The 15,796-nt window shown below is 61.7% G+C and carries 15 protein-coding genes and 2 pseudogenes; 7 read left to right on the forward strand and 10 right to left on the reverse strand.

What is annotated here, in order from left to right:
• Positions 1-5 precede the first annotated feature (5 nt).
• Entirely contained in the window at positions 6-1,283 is a 1,278-nt protein-coding gene (locus tag ACZ9IU_RS28615) for an L-fuconate dehydratase (RefSeq protein ID WP_040124501.1), read from the forward strand.
• Here ACZ9IU_RS28615 and ACZ9IU_RS28620 read toward each other — a convergent pair.
• A complete protein-coding gene (locus tag ACZ9IU_RS28620; protein ID WP_244447604.1) occupies positions 1,280-2,713 on the reverse strand; it encodes a mannitol dehydrogenase family protein in 1,434 nt (477 codons plus the stop codon). The genes ACZ9IU_RS28615 and ACZ9IU_RS28620 overlap by 4 nt on opposite strands.
• 251 nt (positions 2,714-2,964) lie before the next feature.
• Here ACZ9IU_RS28620 and ACZ9IU_RS28625 point away from each other — a divergent pair, with 251 nt between their 5' ends.
• Positions 2,965-3,537 carry a hypothetical protein gene (locus ACZ9IU_RS28625; RefSeq protein WP_040124499.1) on the forward strand — a complete coding sequence of 191 codons (573 nt, stop codon included), beginning with the start codon at positions 2,965-2,967 and terminating at the stop codon, positions 3,535-3,537.
• 96 nt (positions 3,538-3,633) lie between these two features.
• Entirely contained in the window at positions 3,634-4,917 is a 1,284-nt protein-coding gene (locus ACZ9IU_RS28630; protein ID WP_040124498.1) for a cystathionine gamma-synthase family protein, read from the forward strand.
• A gap of 412 nt (positions 4,918-5,329) precedes the next feature.
• On the opposite strand, the gene ACZ9IU_RS28635 is transcribed toward ACZ9IU_RS28630, so the two are convergent.
• Positions 5,330-5,995 (reverse strand): hypothetical protein, encoded by a 666-nt coding sequence (locus tag ACZ9IU_RS28635; RefSeq protein ID WP_051900387.1) that lies wholly within the window; start codon positions 5,993-5,995, stop codon positions 5,330-5,332.
• 454 nt (positions 5,996-6,449) lie between these two features.
• Between ACZ9IU_RS28635 and ACZ9IU_RS28640 the strand changes: the two genes are divergently transcribed.
• Positions 6,450-6,689, forward strand: coding sequence for a helix-turn-helix domain-containing protein (locus tag ACZ9IU_RS28640; protein ID WP_040124497.1), 240 nt, complete (start codon positions 6,450-6,452; stop codon positions 6,687-6,689).
• A 240-nt stretch (positions 6,690-6,929) separates the two neighbouring features.
• Positions 6,930-7,093, forward strand: a pseudogene (locus ACZ9IU_RS28645) (mobile mystery protein A); the annotation flags it as partial.
• Positions 7,094-7,151: 58 nt separating this feature from the next.
• Here ACZ9IU_RS28645 and ACZ9IU_RS28650 read toward each other — a convergent pair.
• The 4 genes from ACZ9IU_RS28650 to ACZ9IU_RS28665 all read right to left on the reverse strand — a co-directional run bounded on the left by ACZ9IU_RS28650 (position 7,152) and on the right by ACZ9IU_RS28665 (position 10,140).
• The gene (locus tag ACZ9IU_RS28650) at positions 7,152-8,069 is read right to left on the reverse strand and encodes a nucleotidyl transferase AbiEii/AbiGii toxin family protein (protein ID WP_040124495.1); all 918 of its coding nucleotides are present in this window, start codon (positions 8,067-8,069) and stop codon (positions 7,152-7,154) included.
• Positions 8,062-8,832, reverse strand: a complete 771-nt coding sequence (locus tag ACZ9IU_RS28655; protein ID WP_040124493.1) for a type IV toxin-antitoxin system AbiEi family antitoxin — start codon at positions 8,830-8,832, stop codon at positions 8,062-8,064. The genes ACZ9IU_RS28650 and ACZ9IU_RS28655 overlap by 8 nt, the downstream gene beginning before the upstream one ends.
• 305 nt (positions 8,833-9,137) lie before the next feature.
• Complete coding sequence (locus ACZ9IU_RS28660; protein ID WP_498957832.1) at positions 9,138-9,656, reverse strand: YdeI/OmpD-associated family protein; 519 nt, start codon at positions 9,654-9,656, stop codon at positions 9,138-9,140.
• Between the two features lie 154 nt (positions 9,657-9,810).
• On the reverse strand, positions 9,811-10,140 hold the full coding sequence (locus ACZ9IU_RS28665; RefSeq protein ID WP_040124492.1) for a hypothetical protein: 330 nt from the start codon (positions 10,138-10,140) through the stop codon (positions 9,811-9,813).
• Between the two features lie 536 nt (positions 10,141-10,676).
• On the opposite strand from ACZ9IU_RS28665, the gene ACZ9IU_RS28670 reads away from it, so the two are divergent.
• Together ACZ9IU_RS28670 and ACZ9IU_RS28675 are read left to right on the forward strand one after the other, a co-directional pair.
• Positions 10,677-10,979, forward strand: coding sequence for a BrnT family toxin (locus tag ACZ9IU_RS28670; RefSeq protein ID WP_040124490.1), 303 nt, complete (start codon positions 10,677-10,679; stop codon positions 10,977-10,979).
• Entirely contained in the window at positions 10,963-11,241 is a 279-nt protein-coding gene (locus ACZ9IU_RS28675; RefSeq protein WP_040124488.1) for a BrnA antitoxin family protein, read from the forward strand. Before ACZ9IU_RS28670 ends, ACZ9IU_RS28675 begins: the two co-directional genes overlap by 17 nt.
• Before the next feature lie 308 nt (positions 11,242-11,549).
• Here ACZ9IU_RS28675 and ACZ9IU_RS28680 read toward each other — a convergent pair.
• The 4 genes and pseudogenes from ACZ9IU_RS28680 to ACZ9IU_RS28695 form a co-directional block, all read right to left on the reverse strand.
• Positions 11,550-13,742: pseudogene (locus ACZ9IU_RS28680) on the reverse strand (3-hydroxyacyl-CoA dehydrogenase NAD-binding domain-containing protein); the annotation flags it as partial.
• Between the two features lie 175 nt (positions 13,743-13,917).
• Positions 13,918-15,126, reverse strand: coding sequence for an acetyl-CoA C-acetyltransferase (locus ACZ9IU_RS28685; RefSeq protein WP_040125729.1), 1,209 nt, complete (start codon positions 15,124-15,126; stop codon positions 13,918-13,920).
• Positions 15,127-15,177: 51 nt separating this feature from the next.
• Complete coding sequence (locus ACZ9IU_RS28690) at positions 15,178-15,507, reverse strand: type II toxin-antitoxin system PemK/MazF family toxin (RefSeq protein WP_040124486.1); 330 nt, start codon at positions 15,505-15,507, stop codon at positions 15,178-15,180.
• Positions 15,507-15,764 carry an AbrB/MazE/SpoVT family DNA-binding domain-containing protein gene (locus ACZ9IU_RS28695; protein WP_040125728.1) on the reverse strand — a complete coding sequence of 86 codons (258 nt, stop codon included), beginning with the start codon at positions 15,762-15,764 and terminating at the stop codon, positions 15,507-15,509. Before ACZ9IU_RS28695 ends, ACZ9IU_RS28690 begins: the two co-directional genes overlap by 1 nt.
• Positions 15,765-15,796: the final 32 nt, after the last annotated feature.

Genomic DNA, 15,796 nt, shown 5'->3' on the forward strand with positions numbered 1-15,796 from the left:
GAACCATGACCCGCATCACCGATCTCCGCGTCTTCGATCTTCGTTTCCCCACATCGCAGAGCCTTGACGGCTCCGACGCGATGAACCCGGACCCGGATTATTCGGCGGCCTATGTCATCCTCGATAGCGATAGCGGAGATCTTGCCGGCCACGGCCTGACCTTCACGATCGGGCGGGGCAACGACATCTGCTGCATGGCGATCAAGGCGATGCGGCATCTGGTCGTCGGACAGGAACTCGAAACCTTCGCCAAGGCGCCCGGAAAGTTCTGGCGGCACCTGACCAGCGACAGCCAGCTGCGCTGGATCGGGCCGGACAAAGGCGCCATCCACCTCGCCACCGGCGCGGTCGTCAACGCCTTCTGGGATCTTCTCGCCAAGCAGAAGGGCAAGCCGGTCTGGCAGCTGGTTGCGGAGATGTCGGCCGAAGAGATCGCCGATATTGTCGACTATCGCTACCTGACCGACGTGCTGTCGCGCGAGGATGCTCTGGCGATCCTGAAACGCGCCGAAGCGGGCAAGGCTGAGCGCATCGAGGTGCTGAAGCGCGAGGGTTATGCCTGCTACACGACATCGGCCGGTTGGCTCGGTTATCCGGAAGAGAAGCTCCGCCGGCTCTGCAAGCAAGCCGTCGACGCAGGCTTCAACCATGTGAAGATGAAGGTCGGCCGCGATCTCGAAGACGATATCAGGCGCCTGACCATCGCCCGTGAGGTAATCGGTCCCGACCGCTATCTGATGATCGATGCCAACCAGGTCTGGGAAGTCGGCCAGGCGATCGACTGGGTCAACAAACTCGCCTTTGCGAAGCCCTTCTTCATCGAGGAGCCGACCAGCCCCGACGACATTGCCGGCCACCGAAAAATCCGCGAGGCGATCGGTCCCGTAAAGGTCGCGACCGGCGAAATGTGCCAGAACCGCATCATGTTCAAGCAGTTCATCGCCGAAGGCGCGATCGACATCGTCCAGATCGATTCATGCCGCATGGGCGGGCTGAACGAGGTGCTGGCGGTGCTGCTGGTCGCCGCGAAATACGGTCTTCCCGTCTGGCCGCATGCCGGCGGCGTCGGTCTCTGCGAATATGTGCAGCATCTGTCGATGATCGACTACATCGCCGTTTCCGGCACCAAGGAAGGCCGCGTGATCGAATATGTCGATCATCTGCATGAGCATTTCGTCGAGCCCTGCATCATCGAAAACGCGGCCTATATGCCACCGGTGCGGCCCGGCTTCTCGATCGAGATGAAACCGCAATCGATCGCCGACTACACGTTTCGAGGCTAGAGTTTCTCAAGCTCCGCATTCACCCGCGCACGCCATGCGCTATTCTCCGTGAGAGCCGGGGGGAACAGGCCCGCAATTGCGAAGAAGGGTGCCGACGGATCGTCCGCCGTCATCCCCGCGGCGGCAACCTTCAGCTCGGTCGCGCGCGGATCGTTGATCTCCGCGGTCTTGCGAACATAGGCGATCCAGAGCGCCACAACGTAAGCTGCAGACGACGCATCTCCACCATTCGCCAAGGCTTCCACTGCACCTGCGAAAATACGCTGCGGCAGTTTCTGGGTACCATCCATGGCGATCTGCTGCGTCTTGTGGGCGATCGTCGGGTTCTCGAAGCGCTCGATCAGCTGGTCCATATAACCGTCGAGATCGATGCCCGGCACCGGATCGAGCGTCTTCACCGCCTCCGCCATGTGGCGGCGGACCAGTGCCCGGTATTCCGGCACGGCCATGACGTCGCGGACGAAGGTGAGGTCTTTCAGCTGGCCGAGATAGGCGACCAGCGAATGTGAGCCGTTGAGCAGCCGCAGCTTCATCTTTTCATAAGGCTCGACGTCGTCGACGAAAAGCGCCCCGCCGGCTTCCCATTTCGGCCGGCCGGCGAGAAAATGGTCTTCGACCACCCATTGCATGAAGGGTTCGGTGCTGAGCGCCAGCCTGTCCTCGGCGCCGATCAGCTCTTCCGCAAGGGCACGGGTCACGTCGGTCGCGGCCGGCACGATGCGGTCGACCATGCTGGACGGAAACGCGCCATGGCCGGCGATCCAGCTGGCGAGCGCCGGATCGCGGGCACCCGCCATCTCGATCACCAGTTTGCGGACGATGCGGCCGTTGGTCGGCAGGTTGTCGCAGCAAAGCACGGTGAAGGGCGGCAAGCCGGCGGCGTGGCGGCGCGAAAAACCTTCGACCAGATAACCGATCACGCCGGTCGGCGATGTCGGATCGGCAAGATCGGCCTTGACCGACGGGTGGGTGCGGTCAAGCCCTCCGGATACCGGATCGATGCCATAGGCCTTTTCGGTGACGGTGATAGTGACGATCCGGATGGCCGGATCAGCCAGCAGGGCGAGGATTTCCGCCTGGTCCTCGGTGCCGGAAAGGCCCTTGGTGACCGAGCCGACGACCTGAGCCCTATCTCCGGCAGCGCTGCTGGCGACGACCGAATATAACCCATCCTGTGCCGCCAGATCCCGAACAATATCGACCGAACGTAAGCTGACGCCGACAATCCCCCAGTCACCGAACTCCGCTGTCAATGCGGCGTCGGTATAGACCGCCTGATGGGCCCGGTGGAACGCGCCGAGGCCGATATGCAGGATGCCGGGCTTCAGCAGGGCTCTGTCGTAACCGGGTGCTGCGACATCTGCGGGAAGTTCGGTGGAGGCGGAAAGGCGTGGCATTCTGATCATGATGCCCGACAGGTTCGCGGGCATCCTCCCTTTATTGACGCGAGCAGTGATAGCCTCCTCCAGGCGCGCGGGTCAACGGCAGATCTGGACTTTGCCGGCCGGAAACCAGAGGTTTCCGGCGCTGAATGCAGGTCCGACGCCCGCGCCCGCGGCGCTTTCAAAACATGCAAAATCTGATAATGACTAACGACCGGTCGCGGGGGCGCCGGCATATTCGCACATTGACCGGAAACCGGTCGTATCTTCGGCCCGGGACACGTGACAGGGGGACATCTATGCGTCTGCTGGCAGTTCTTTCGATGGCGTTCGGCTTGGCTCTGGCGGGGTGCTCGCAGGTAGCGGAAAAAGCGGAAAATGCCGCCAACCGCTCCTTCACCAGCTATGCGATGGGCCGTCCCTATGCCGAGGTGGCGAATGTCAATCAGTCGACCCTGGCCCGGCTTTCCGGCTCCGACGCGACGTTCGGGCCGATGATCGGCGGGACGCCGCTGAAAAACGGGATGACGGTCTACCGGCATATCGCGCCTGCCGCGCGCACCGAGTCCGGTTCGAGCTTCGGTGGGCTGGTCGGCCGCTCGACCGTGTCGCAGAACAACCGGCTTTCCTATTTCCTGGTCGGCGCCGACGGCATGGTCAAGGACTGGGCGACCGGCTCGGTACAGGGCAATGTCAGCGACTGCGTGCAATATATCGGCGGCATCATCAACCGCTGCTCCGACATGCGCCAGGTCGAGGCCTCGCTTGCGCTCTACGACATGCGCGTGACGACCAGGGGCGGACAGCCGATCTCGGCCTGGGGAGAGCCGGCAGTACCCGCTGCGCCTCCGGCTGTGCCACCGGCGCGCTGAGCAACCCGGCTTTCGCAGATAACGCCCCTTGGCGGCGGTTTTTCCGATATTATCTCCGGTCATGGCATCCGCTTTTTTCACGCCAGGAGACCGACCATGACCGCCCCGCATCCCTCCAAGACGCATATCGGCAATCACAAGCTCCATCCCGAAACGCAGATGCTGAACTACGGCTACGACCCGGAGCTTTCCGAAGGTGCCGTGAAGCCGCCGGTCTTCCTCACCTCCACCTTCGTTTTCAAATCCGCCGAGGAGGGCCGCGACTTCTTCGACTTCGTCTCCGGGCGCCGCGAACCGCCGGCGGGCACCGGGGCGGGGCTTGTCTATTCGCGCTTCAACCATCCCAACAGCGAGATCGTCGAGGACCGGCTGGCGGTCTATGAGCGCACCGAGAGCTGCGTGCTGTTTTCCTCCGGCATGTCGGCGATCGCCACGACGCTGATGGCGTTCGTGCGCCCCGGCGACAGCGTGCTGCATTCGCAGCCGCTTTATGGCGGCACCGAAACGCTGCTTTCGAAAACCTTCCTCAACATGGGCGTTGCGGCGGTCGGGTTTGCGGACGGGGTCAACGAACAGTCGGTGACGGCGGCGGCCGAGGAGGCGATGGGCAAGGGCCGCGTTTCGGTGATCCTGATCGAGACGCCGGCGAACCCCACCAACAGCCTGGTGGACGTGGCGATGATCCGGCGGGTGGCGGAGGCGATCGGCGAAAAACAGGGGCACCGCCCGGTGATCGCCTGCGACAACACGCTGCTCGGCCCGGTCTTCCAGCGGCCGATCGAGCATGGAGCGGATATCTCGCTCTATTCGCTGACCAAATATGTCGGCGGTCATTCGGACCTGATCGCCGGCGCCGCACTCGGCTCCAAGGCGGTGATGAAACAGGTGAAGGCGCTGCGCGGGGCGATCGGCACCCAGCTCGACCCGCATTCCTGTTGGATGCTCGGCCGCAGCCTCGAAACGCTGTCGATCCGCATGGAAAAGGCCAATACCAACGCGCTCGCCGTCGCCGATTTCCTGCGTGGGCACCCGAATGTCGAGAACATCCACTACCTGCCCTATCACGACCCGGCATCGCCGGTGGGCCAAGTGTTTGCGGCGCAATGCAGCGGCGGCGGCTCGACCTTCTCCTTCGACATCAGGGGCGGCCAGCCGGCCTCGTTTCGGTTTTTGAACGCGCTGCAGATCTTCAAGCTGGCGGTGAGCCTCGGGGGAACGGAATCGCTTGCCAGCCACCCGGCGACCATGACCCATTCCGGCGTGCCCGCCGAGGTGCGCCAGAGGATCGGCGTGCTCGATTCGACCATCCGCCTGTCGATCGGCATCGAGCACCCCGACGACCTGATCGCCGACCTGACGATCGCGCTCGACAAGGCGTGACGGGCGGACGGTCGCGCCTGGAACCGACCGGCATCGGGGCGATCATTCGCCCTCGCCGCCGAGCCGCTTCATGCCCGACAGCACCTCCCGCTGACGCGCACCGCCAAGGCTGATACAGGGCGGAAAAGCGCCGTGGCAACCTGGCTTTGCGCGATGCGCTTCCGCAAGGAAACCTCTGCAGGCCTGGCCCGGCGGCAGGAAGAAAGGTCGCAGGCTTTCAGAAGCCTAGATAGGTCGTGAAATGCTGGATGAACTCGCGGGATTTCCGGCGTTTCGGCAACCCGTTGACTTGTTTCAGGTCAACCCGGGCAGGTAGGGTTCTTTATCCTCTTCCTCGAAGAGACGTCCGCACCTCCAGGGGGTCAATTTCTCATTTCGCCCGACACGAATATTCACGCCCTTTGTCAGCAGCTCACCCCGGATGCAGGCTCCCGCAAATCTGCATCAGATCAGAAAGAATGGTTCTGAGCTCCGGCCACGGCGCTTCCTCCAGGCCCGAGCCGGGGTCCTCTGTCTCCAGCACACAGTGCAGCTTTGCAGCGATGCCGGCGACGGATCGAGATGAGGTGTTCCAAAGCTCCTTTGCCAAGGCGTCCTCGACCTCTGCAATTTCCGCCTCCGCCTTCTTGGCGCTGGAGTAACCGATCCAAGCGTCAACCGTATTCCAGTCGGCACGGCGTGCCGCAAGCTCCGCTCGGGCCGCTCGTCGTGTCTCCGCCTGATCGGGGTTCGGGAGAAGGCGATCGATCTCTTCCGTGGTGTAGGCCCACATGAAACCGTCGCCCTCGGAGAAGCCGATTTTCACACGTGGGAAGCTGCCAAGCTGACGAAGCATCTCGGTTTCGAGCTTCTGCTGACGACGGCAAGCCTCACTGCACAATCTGTGGGCTGCCAGCCAGTCTCTCCACAGCGAGACCACCGGATCGACGTGATCGGTCCCATCCCCTCCCCTCGCAGACTTGCCAACCGCTGGCGTCGCCGCTATCGACGCAGCAGCCGCGGCCAGGAACGTTCGGCATGTTGTATCGAGGGTGGCGCTCCTATCGCCGAAACAAGCCATGGAAATACCTCCGGTCATAACAAGATCCGTCAGGATCGCCCGCGGTCCGGAAAGCTCGGTTCGCTGAGGCGCCGCAGCTCCGAACGCAGTTGCCTTCGTGGGCAGCAGGGGAGAGCCGTTCTATGGCGGCACCTGCGACAGAGCGCGTGTGTGTAACGATAGGTGAATCGTGCGAGCGACCACACGCCCTGCCGCTTGGCTCCCTCCCCCGAACCCGCGGCTGTTACAGCGACGCAGACGCCTGGCCGCCGGCCGGCAGGTCACAGGGGAGAGCCATCCGGCAAACAATAGTTTTCGGCGGGTGATTGCAGGCAAAGTTCTGCTATTCTCAGAATCAGCCATGATCCAAGCTCCATACAGCTAGATTTGGTTAGGCTGCAGGGGTGGTACCAACATCCATGCAGCCGCTACTGCGAAACAAGATACAGGCTCAAACGACTATGCGCAATCAAAATCACTATGGCATGGTGATATGAGGGGAATCCAGTGCAAGTTGGCCCGCGTCGCACTTGATTGGGGAGTGCTGGATTTGGCGAACGCAGCGAAAGTTTCAACGCAGACCATCACTCGTCTCGAAAGGGGCGAAGAGTTACGCGCCGCCACACTTCATAAAATCAAAAGCGTTCTGGAAGGCGCTGGAATTGAATTCATTCCGGAGAATGGGGGCGGCGTAGGTGTGCGTTTCGCACGGGCGACCGGGTACGAGAAGTAGCGCCACTGTTCTAGACGCTCTTGGGCCTAAATTTAGACACGCTCGGGGCGGCCAAAAAGCTCACAAGATCCTCAAGCTCAACGGCTTCTACTGAAACGGGCGAAGGTACTTTTCTGGTCTTCGCTATAAGTTGAGTTTGCGTTGCTGAGTCAGTGCCTACAGGTTGATTAGTGAGTTGGAGAATCAGCCTGTATCCTGATAATTGTCTCACTGAGATCAGCCTATGGTCTGAGAGACAGGATGAAAAACGATGGTCGAAAAAGAGGGCGTCTGCGCTTCATGAAAGGCTTCGGGCGCTCCAACCGATTGACCGATTCAAGGCACCACCGAAAGGATGGGTGCGAGCGATACGCAACGCTCTTGGGATGACGGGTGGGCAGCTCGGCGCTCGCATTGGTGTGCGTCTTGCTCTCGCGAGGGAGTGATGGGGTCCGATAGCTGCGCAGCGATCGATGCGTCAGGCTAATCAAGTTTGGCCTTGAGCGCTTGGAGGCTTTGCATGTGTTTGGCGGGATTGTCGGATTTCAGTGTCGCCAGATTGTCCAGCTTCCATTGGACCGCAGGGAGATCGACGGCCTCGGCGAGGGGGAATAGCGACCAGTCCGGCTCGGCGTCCTTGAAGCCGAGAAGGAAAGCCTTGTCGTCGGGAGTCAGCGCCGCAGCGATCGCGTCCGTGAGGCGCGCGAGCGTCGCCTCATGATCGTCGTAGCTAAAATCGGTGAAGGCCATGCCGGCGAACTGGCCCGTGAAGGCCTCCCGACGATCCTTGGGTCTGGGTTTGAGCAGTTCGTTGATCGGACGCCCATGGCCGATCAGGGCGGCGAGAAAGCCGAACCTGACCTCGTCGGTGATACCTTCGGCGTCGAGAAGCAGGTACACATCGAACAGGTCGCGAGGATGCTGGCGGTCGAGCGCGGCGCAGATCTTCCCGCCGAACAGTTCGCCGTGGGAAACGACGGGGGCCTCCACGAACATTTCAAACTCGTCCTGCACGCGGGCCGTACAGGACATGAGCCGCGTCGGCATGAGATGACCGCGAAGCGTTGGATTGACTTCGATCTTGATCTGAACGCGGCCACGCTGGCAGTGCAGCTTGGCTTCGAGGCCGCCTGGCTGGACGACGAGCGTGACCCGGGTCTTGGCGACGGTCTTCTCGATGCGGGCCCTGATCCGCTGCAGCGCTTCGGAGATCGCGGCCAAGGCGGCATCTCGTGCGTCGAATGGCAAATAGGTGAGGTCAATGTCGACGGAGAGCCTGGGAAGATCACGCTCGAAGAGATTGATCGCCGTTCCGCCTTTGAGAGCGAACACCTTCTCCTCGGCAACGAGGGGAAGGACATCCAGCAGCAACCGCACTTGGTGTCTGTATGCCTCATTCATGGACGGCCAGTTCCTTGGGCACGATCAGGCGATGTTTGGCGATATAGACGCCGCCCTTCACCATCGCTCGGTCTCCGGTCCCCAAGTCAAGCGCGTCGGTGTGCAGATGAGAGAGAACCGGCAGGGAAGCCTTGTCCGCCATGAAGAGGAAAAGACGTTTGACCTTGATGGAGGCGCAGGCTTCCAGCAGCGACTGCATCAGAGCGGGGCGCAACGTTCGAAGGCCCTCCAGCACCTCAAAGGTCTCAATCAGATCGACCGTCTTCGGTGCCAGGTGCAGACATTCGAGGATGGCGCGCTCGGCTGTCGAGGCTTTCAGCCTGAACCCGCCCATCTCGGTGTCCCGGACACCGAGATGGGCGGGCAGGAATTGTGTTTGTGTATGCCGAAGATCGACACCCCAATCATGGGTCTTTAACCAGCCGGGCAGAACGCCGCCCGTCTTGGAAAAAAGGAAGACGGTTTCGCGACCCAGCCGCATGTAATGGGCCGACCCCTCCGATGCGAGTGCGCTCAGGGCGCCGACATGGACCTGCAGATCGAGCTGGGTTTGCAGACTGTAGAGGGCACCTTCCCAGGTCGGGGTCTCGCTGGGCCGCCGGAACACGCCCATTGCCACCGGTTCGAGCCAATGGCTGGAGACGTACTGTTGGGCGTGTTGAGGCGATACGCCCATGCCTTTGAGCCAGGCGCTGGTCGCCACCATTCCGGGGACCCACGCATCCAAAAGCGCCCTTAGTTTTTCACCTCGTGATATAGCCATAATGTATTACTGGCATAAATTGCACTGTTTATCAATCTATGGCGTCGCGGTGTCACCTTAGATCTATCGCCAGCGATACCCCTAAAATATACAGCGGTGATAAATTCTGATGCGAACGGTAGGTTCTGATGGACTTCCACGCTTTTCGCCGAGCCGCTGTGATCTTCTGTATGTGGCCAAGCCTTTTGAGGCATTGGATGAACGCCGCGTATGCTAGTAGCGGACTTTCCGACCCCAAAGTGGACCAAGAGGCCTCATTTCCTAGACAAGGTGATAGGTTCTTTTTTGAATCGCCGCTGTGCCGCCTATTCAAGTTTTTCCAGCTTCGCGACCGCCTTTTCGAACCGCGCGGCGCGAATTTTCGGGGTCGTAGCTTTGAGGAGCGGCAGGACGACCGCATATTGGCCGGTCTTGTCGAGCTTTTCGAAGGCCGCCGCGGCGGCGGCATTTTCAGCGAGCGCCGCCACCAGGTCGTCCGGCAGGCCGGCCTCGCGCTGCGGCGCATAGGCGACCGCCCAGCGTCCGTCGGCCTTGGCCGCCTCGACTTCTGCCAGCCCCGCCGGCCGCATCCGCCCGGCCTGCGTCAGCGCCGCCACCCGATCGACATTGAGCTTCGACCACGGGCTTTTGGCGCGGCGCGGCGAATACCGCTGCAGATAGGAGGTGGCGTCGAAGCCCTTGCGCTGGCTGTCGATCCAGCCATGGCAGAGCGCCACATCCAGCGCCTCGTCGATGCTGATCAGGGTCCGCTTCGGGTTCTTCTTGCCGATCTGTAGCCAGACGCCGGACGAGGTGCGTGGTGGGCGGAGAGCCAGGAGGCCCAATCCGCGGGATCGATAAAGGCGAGGGCTTCGGTGGCAAGGTCCATGGGCGTTCCCGGTTGGCGAACTGCCGATCCAGATCGCAGCTATCGCTCGTTGCGTTGCCAAGATCGGGGAGTGGCCGCCGGATGACAAGCACCGGGGGCCTAGCGCGCGATCAGTGGTAGCCAAGCGACTTCAACGTCATGTCCATCCAGAAGAAACCCCCGACCGCAGCCACGGCCGTGATCGCAAACAAAACCCACCCCGTCGTCGTCAACGTGCTGCGCTCGACATCGCGATAGGGATAACGGTTGCCGGTGAACAGAAAATAGAGACCGAAAACCGCGCAGACCGCCAGCAGAACGACGACGCGCGGCATCCACGCGACGGTGTCGGCGCCCAACTCCGCCTGCTGAAGCGGCTGCCATATGGCCGACCAACCCACGGCCGCCCCAACAACCAGGACCAGCAAGCCACCCAGACGATATTTTACCTCTTCAAACATGACCCCTCCTGCAACCTGAACTTGACGAATGCCAGGGAAGATAGAAGGAAAAACGGGATTGGGGAAGCGGAGCGATGGGATGAACTTGCGGAGGTGGCTTTGGTAGCCGCTGCCGGAATGGGGGCAGCCGGAACGGGCTTTTTGATGGCGAGATCGCCGTCATCGCCCGGCCGCAGGAGTTCCTTCCGGTTTGGGTGGAAGGAGCCCATGGCTTCAGCCTTCCGTTCAACATCGCGATCTGACGGTTGTAGATCGGCGCGACATCCGGCCTTGGCGCGGCGGTCAACATGATGAGAAAGGGCGGCTGCTTGCCTATTGCGAACCGCCAGAAGCCGGGGCAAGGAAGGCACGCTCAATGTCAGTAAAAGCAAGCCGCGAGGACGCGGTGGAGACGACGTGGCGATCAAGGAGGTCTGCCGACTTTGATACCGCGGTTGAGCCGCAGCTGCGCTGGAAGGGCCGGTTTGGAAAAGCATTTTCCTCCTTCATCATTCCTCCTGCCTTGAACCCCGCGTATATTATGGCAATATACATCAATGATCGATTGGGAACGGATTGTCGGATTCGAGTGGGACGAAGGAAATGTCCGCAAGAGTGCCGACAAACACGACGTCAGCCAGAGCGAAGCTGAGCAGGTGTTCTTTAACGAGCCGCTGCTGATGGTACCCGATCTGAGACATAGCTTTACCGAGCAGCGCATTCATGCGCTCGGTCGGACCGATGACGGAAGGTTGCTCCATATCACCTTCACGCTTCGGGCAAACGAAACGAGAATCCGGGTGATTTCCGCCCGGGATATGAGCCGGAAGGAGCGGAGCTATTATGAGCAGAAAGCCTGATCCCGTCCCGCACTTCAGTACGGAAGCCGAAGAGCGGACCTATTGGGAACACCATGATTCCGCTGATCATGTCGACTGGAGCAAAGCCGCGAACGTGCGATTGCCGAACCTGAAGCCGTCATCCACGTCGATCTCATTGCGCCTGCCCAACTCGCTTCTGGAACAGATCAAGGTTGCCGCTGGCAAGCGTGATGTCCCATACCAGTCGCTGATCAAGATCTGGCTTGCCGAGAAGATCGATACATCTGGAGCAAAGCGATAATCTCTCGAGCCGGCGTGGGACACGGCAATGAGAACCCCGGTCGGCTAGGACATGGCGGCCAGAAGCCCCTACCGTGAGAGCCATGATAGGCCATGAGCACGGTTTCTCCTCCTATCGACACGAAAGGCGCACGGGGGTCGATCTTCGCTAAAGAGTGCGCCTAATGTATCCACGCAGCCGTCAACGACGAGCATTGGGTACTTGGTTTCTCAGACATGCCGCAGCCGTTCCATACGACCAGCACGGCCCGGTCCAGCCTGTCCTTGAAATGTTTGTCGCGGCCTCACGCCGCCTCCCCCCACCTTCGCATACGGGTCAAACCGCCCATAAAACGTCTCGCCCTTCGCCGCCATATCTTTCAACAGCGGCGTCGGCTTGAAGTGGGGGCCATAACTTGCTGCCAGCTTTTCGCAGAGCGCAACAAAGGTCTTCACGCCCATGCCGTCGATGTAGGAGAGGGTGCCGCCGGTATAGGGGGCGAAGCCGAAGCCGAGGATGGAGCCGACGTCGGCTTCGCGCGGATCGGTGACGATGCCTTCCTCGACGGTGCGGGCGGCTTCGAGCGCGATCGTCACCAGCAGGCGCTGTTTCAGGACAGCGACATCCACCTCCGAGGCCTTTTTCTGCGGGTAGAGGGTTTTTAGCTCGGGCCAGAGGAATTTCTTGGCGGGCTTCGCCGGATATTCGTAAAAGCCCTTGGAATTCTTGCGGCCGCGGCGGTCGAACACGTCGACCATCTGGTCGACAAGCGCCATGTGCTCCGGCTTGACGGCATTGGGGCCGAGATCGGCGATCGAGGCCTTCATGATCTTCTGGGACAGGTCGACGGCGACTTCGTCGTTGAGCGACAGCGGGCCGACCGGCATGCCGGCCATCTTTGCGGCATTCTCGATCATCGCCGCCGGCACGCCTTCGGTCAGCATGTCATAGGCTTCGTTGATATAGCGGAAGACGCAGCGGTTGACATAAAAGCCGCGTGTATCGTTGACGACGATCGGGGTCTTCTTGATCGCGGCGACGAAATCGAGCGCCACGGCCAGCGCCTTGTCTCCCGATTTTTCGCCGAGGATGACCTCGGTCAGCATCATCTTTTCGACCGGCGAGAAGAAATGCACGCCGATGAACTGGTCGGCGCGCTTCGAATTCTCGGCAAGGCCGGTGATCGGCAGGGTGGAGGTGTTGGAGGCAAAAATGGTGGTTTGCGGGATGACCGCTTCGACCGCCTCGATGACTGCCTTCTTGACAGCACGATCCTCGAACACCGCCTCGACGACGAGGCTTGCGTCGGAAAGCGCCTGGTAATCCGGCGTCGGGGTGATCAGCGACAGCAGCTTTTCGCCCTCCTCCTTGGTCATCCGGCCCTTGCCCACCTGGTCCGCCACCAGCTTTTCCGAATGGGCCTTGCCCTTGTCGGCGGCCTCTTGGGTCTGGTCGATGAGGGTGACGGGAATGCCGGCGGCGGCCGTCACATAGGCAATCGAGGCGCCCATGAAGCCGGCGCCAACGACGCCGATCTTGGAGAATTCGGTCTTGGGCTGGCCGGCCGGGCGGCGGGCGCCCTTGCCGAGCTCCTGCATCGAGACGAACAGCGAGCGGATCATCGAGAACGCTTCGGTGGTGCGCAGGATCTCGGTGAAATACCGCTGCTCGACCTTGAGGCCCGTATCGAAGGGAAGCTGCAGGCCTTCATAGACGCATTTCAGAATGGCGAGCGCCCCCGGATAATTGCCGGCGCTTTCGCGGCGCAGGATGGCGGGGGCGGCCGGCCAGAGCTGCGCGGCAGCCGGCGTCCAGATGCCGCCGCCGGGGACCTTGAAACCCTTTTCGTCCCAGGGGGCGACGGGTTTCAGGCCGTCCTTGATCATCTGCTTGGCGGCGTTGATGAGCTCGGCGGGCTCGACGACCTGGTGCACGAGGCCCATGGCCTTGGCGCGCTGGGCGGTCAGCGACGAGCCCGTCGTCATCATCTGCAGGGCGTCCTGGGCATTGGCCAGACGCGGCACGCGCTGGGTGCCGCCGGCGCCCGGGAAGATGCCGACCTTGACTTCCGGCAGCGCTATCTTCACCGACTTGGAATTGGCGGCGACGCGGCCGTGGCAGGCGAGCGACAGCTCGAACGCGCCGCCCATGCAGGTGCCGTTGATCGCCGAGACCCACGGTTTGCCGTTCAACTCGACCTTGCGCCACAGCCACGACATGCGGCCGGCGGCATCGAACAGTTTTTGAGCGGCGGTCGCCGGATCCCTGGCCTGCTCCTCGGCGAGCATCGAGAACATCGACTTGATCATGGTGAGATCGGCGCCGCCGGAGAACGACGACTTGCCGGATGTAAAGACGACGCCCTTGACGGCCGCATCCGCAACCGTCGCATCGACGATCGCCTCGATCTCGTCCATCACTTCCATGGTGAAGACGTTCATCGATTTGTCGGGCATGTCCCAGGTGACGAGAGCAATGCCGTCCGCGTCGGTTTCGACGGTGAAGTTCTTGTAGGTGCTCATGATGGGATTTCCTCTTCCCTGAAATTTCTGTGGCGTGCCGAACCGCCCCCTCACCCGGCCTCCGCTTCGCTCGGCCACCCTCTCCCCAAGGGGAGAGGAGGATCGGAGGCGTTGCGGCAATCCCTCTTCTCCCCTCGGGGAGAAGGTGCCGGCAGGCGGATGAGGGGGTTTCCCCTCAAACTCTCTCGATAATCGTCGCGGTGCCCATGCCGGCGCCGATGCAGAGCGTGACCAGCGCGGTGTTGAGATCGCGGCGTTCCAATTCGTCCAGGACGGTGCCCAGGATCATCGCGCCGGTGGCGCCGAGCGGGTGGCCCATGGCGATGGCGCCGCCGTTGACGTTGATCCTGTCGTGGCCGATCTCGAAGGCCTGCATGTAGCGCAGCACCACGGCGGCGAAGGCTTCGTTGAGCTCGAAGAGGTCGATATCGGAGATCTTCATGCCCGAGCGAGCCAGCAGCTTTTCGGTGACGTCGACCGGGCCGGTCAGCATCAGCGCCGGATCGGAGCCGATATTGGCGAAGTGGCGGATGCGGGCTCGGGGTTTCAGGTTCATGGCTTCGCCGCCGGCTTTCGAGCCGACCAGCACGGCCGCGGCGCCGTCGACGATCCCCGACGAATTGCCGGCGTGGTGGACGTAATTGATCCGCTCGATTTCCGGGTGGGCCTGGATGCCGACCGCTTCGAAACCGCCCATCTCGCCCGGCATCTGAAACGACGGGTTGAGCGAGGCCAGCGACTGCATATCGGTGGTCGGCCGCATGTGCTCGTCGCGGTCGAGGATGGTCAGGCCGTTCTGGTCCTTGACTGGAATGACCGAGTTCTTGAAGTAGCCGGCGTCCCAGGCGCTGGCCGCGCGCCTCTGGCTCTCGACGGCATAGGCGTCGACGTCGTCGCGGGAAAAACCGTATTTCGTGGCGATCAGGTCGGCCGAGACGCCCTGCGGCATGAAGAAAGCCGGGAAATTGACCGACGGGTCCATGTACCAGGAGCCGCCGGACATGCCCATGCCGACCCGCGACATGCTCTCGACGCCGCCGGCAATGACGATGTCGTCGGAACCGGCCGCGATTTTGCCGGCCGCAAGATTGACCGCATCGAGGCCCGAGGAGCAGAAACGGGAAATCTGCATGCCGGGCGCCCTGGTGGAATATCCGGCCTCGAAGGCAGCGGCCTTGGGGATGACGGCGCCGGCATCCATGACCGGATCGACGCAGCCCATGATGATGTCGTCGACATGAGACGTGTCGAGGCCGTTGCGGTCGCGGATCGCTTCCAGCGTCTTGGCCGCGAGGCGCACGGACGGCACCTCGTGCAGCGCCCCATCCTTCTTGCCGCGACCGCGCGGCGTGCGGACGTGGTCGTAAATGAAGACTTCGGTCATGGTGTCATCTCCCTGGGTGGCGCTGGGCGCCGTCATTTCTTCGCTGATCTGCTATTCGAAAAACGTACTGATCCGAGCCAAAACTTCATCCATGATGAAGTCGGGAACCCGCTCCACAAAGCGGGCGCCACGAGCTTTCAGATCGACCGCCCGCAACTGGTTGCACAGGACAACGCCCGAACTCCGGGTGCCAGCACCAGACAAGGAAACCGCAAACCCTTGAAAACGGGCAAACTGCCCACCGGTGGTGATCGGCACGATGACGGGCGTTCCGACATTGTTGAAGCTCTTCTGAGTGACGATCAACGCGTAGCGAGAGCCCGCCTGTTCGCGTCCCTTTATTGGCTCCAGATCCACATGCCAGATGTCGCCACGCTCCATCAGATGATCTCCCGACCAACGGGCGGATCGTTAAGCCATTCCAAATCCTCCTCCGTAAATGGCGCATCCAGATCGCACTGGGCGAGAAGCTCATCCAGAGTGTATTTCGGCCGGGTTTGCGGCGATGCCACGATCCGTCCGCCTTCGGCCGAAACCTCCAGCTTCGTATTGGCCGATAGGCCGAGCTCTTCCAGCACCGGCTTCGGGATCGCCATCATCACCGAGCCGCCAACGTTTCGCAAAGTCGAGGATGCCATTTCTGCCTCCATAGGAAAGTTATATCCGTGTA

The sequence above is a fragment of the Mesorhizobium sp. USDA 4132 genome (assembly GCF_056279545.1).

Excerpts from the sequence above, each read along its gene's own strand:
- ACZ9IU_RS28615 (WP_040124501.1), top strand. The coding sequence starts at position 6 with ATGACCCGCATCACCGATCTCCGCGTCTTCGATCTTCGTTTCCCCACA.
- ACZ9IU_RS28620 (WP_244447604.1), bottom strand. The coding sequence starts at position 2,713 with ATGCCCGCGAACCTGTCGGGCATCATGATCAGAATGCCACGCCTTTCC.
- ACZ9IU_RS28625 (WP_040124499.1), top strand. The coding sequence starts at position 2,965 with ATGCGTCTGCTGGCAGTTCTTTCGATGGCGTTCGGCTTGGCTCTGGCG.
- ACZ9IU_RS28630 (WP_040124498.1), top strand. The coding sequence starts at position 3,634 with ATGACCGCCCCGCATCCCTCCAAGACGCATATCGGCAATCACAAGCTC.
- ACZ9IU_RS28635 (WP_051900387.1), bottom strand. The coding sequence starts at position 5,995 with ATGACCGGAGGTATTTCCATGGCTTGTTTCGGCGATAGGAGCGCCACC.
- ACZ9IU_RS28640 (WP_040124497.1), top strand. The coding sequence starts at position 6,450 with ATGAGGGGAATCCAGTGCAAGTTGGCCCGCGTCGCACTTGATTGGGGA.
- ACZ9IU_RS28650 (WP_040124495.1), bottom strand. The coding sequence starts at position 8,069 with ATGAATGAGGCATACAGACACCAAGTGCGGTTGCTGCTGGATGTCCTT.
- ACZ9IU_RS28655 (WP_040124493.1), bottom strand. The coding sequence starts at position 8,832 with ATGGCTATATCACGAGGTGAAAAACTAAGGGCGCTTTTGGATGCGTGG.
- ACZ9IU_RS28665 (WP_040124492.1), bottom strand. The coding sequence starts at position 10,140 with ATGTTTGAAGAGGTAAAATATCGTCTGGGTGGCTTGCTGGTCCTGGTT.
- ACZ9IU_RS28670 (WP_040124490.1), top strand. The coding sequence starts at position 10,677 with ATGATCGATTGGGAACGGATTGTCGGATTCGAGTGGGACGAAGGAAAT.
- ACZ9IU_RS28675 (WP_040124488.1), top strand. The coding sequence starts at position 10,963 with ATGAGCAGAAAGCCTGATCCCGTCCCGCACTTCAGTACGGAAGCCGAA.
- ACZ9IU_RS28685 (WP_040125729.1), bottom strand. The coding sequence starts at position 15,126 with ATGACCGAAGTCTTCATTTACGACCACGTCCGCACGCCGCGCGGTCGC.
- ACZ9IU_RS28690 (WP_040124486.1), bottom strand. The coding sequence starts at position 15,507 with ATGGAGCGTGGCGACATCTGGCATGTGGATCTGGAGCCAATAAAGGGA.
- ACZ9IU_RS28695 (WP_040125728.1), bottom strand. The coding sequence starts at position 15,764 with ATGGCATCCTCGACTTTGCGAAACGTTGGCGGCTCGGTGATGATGGCG.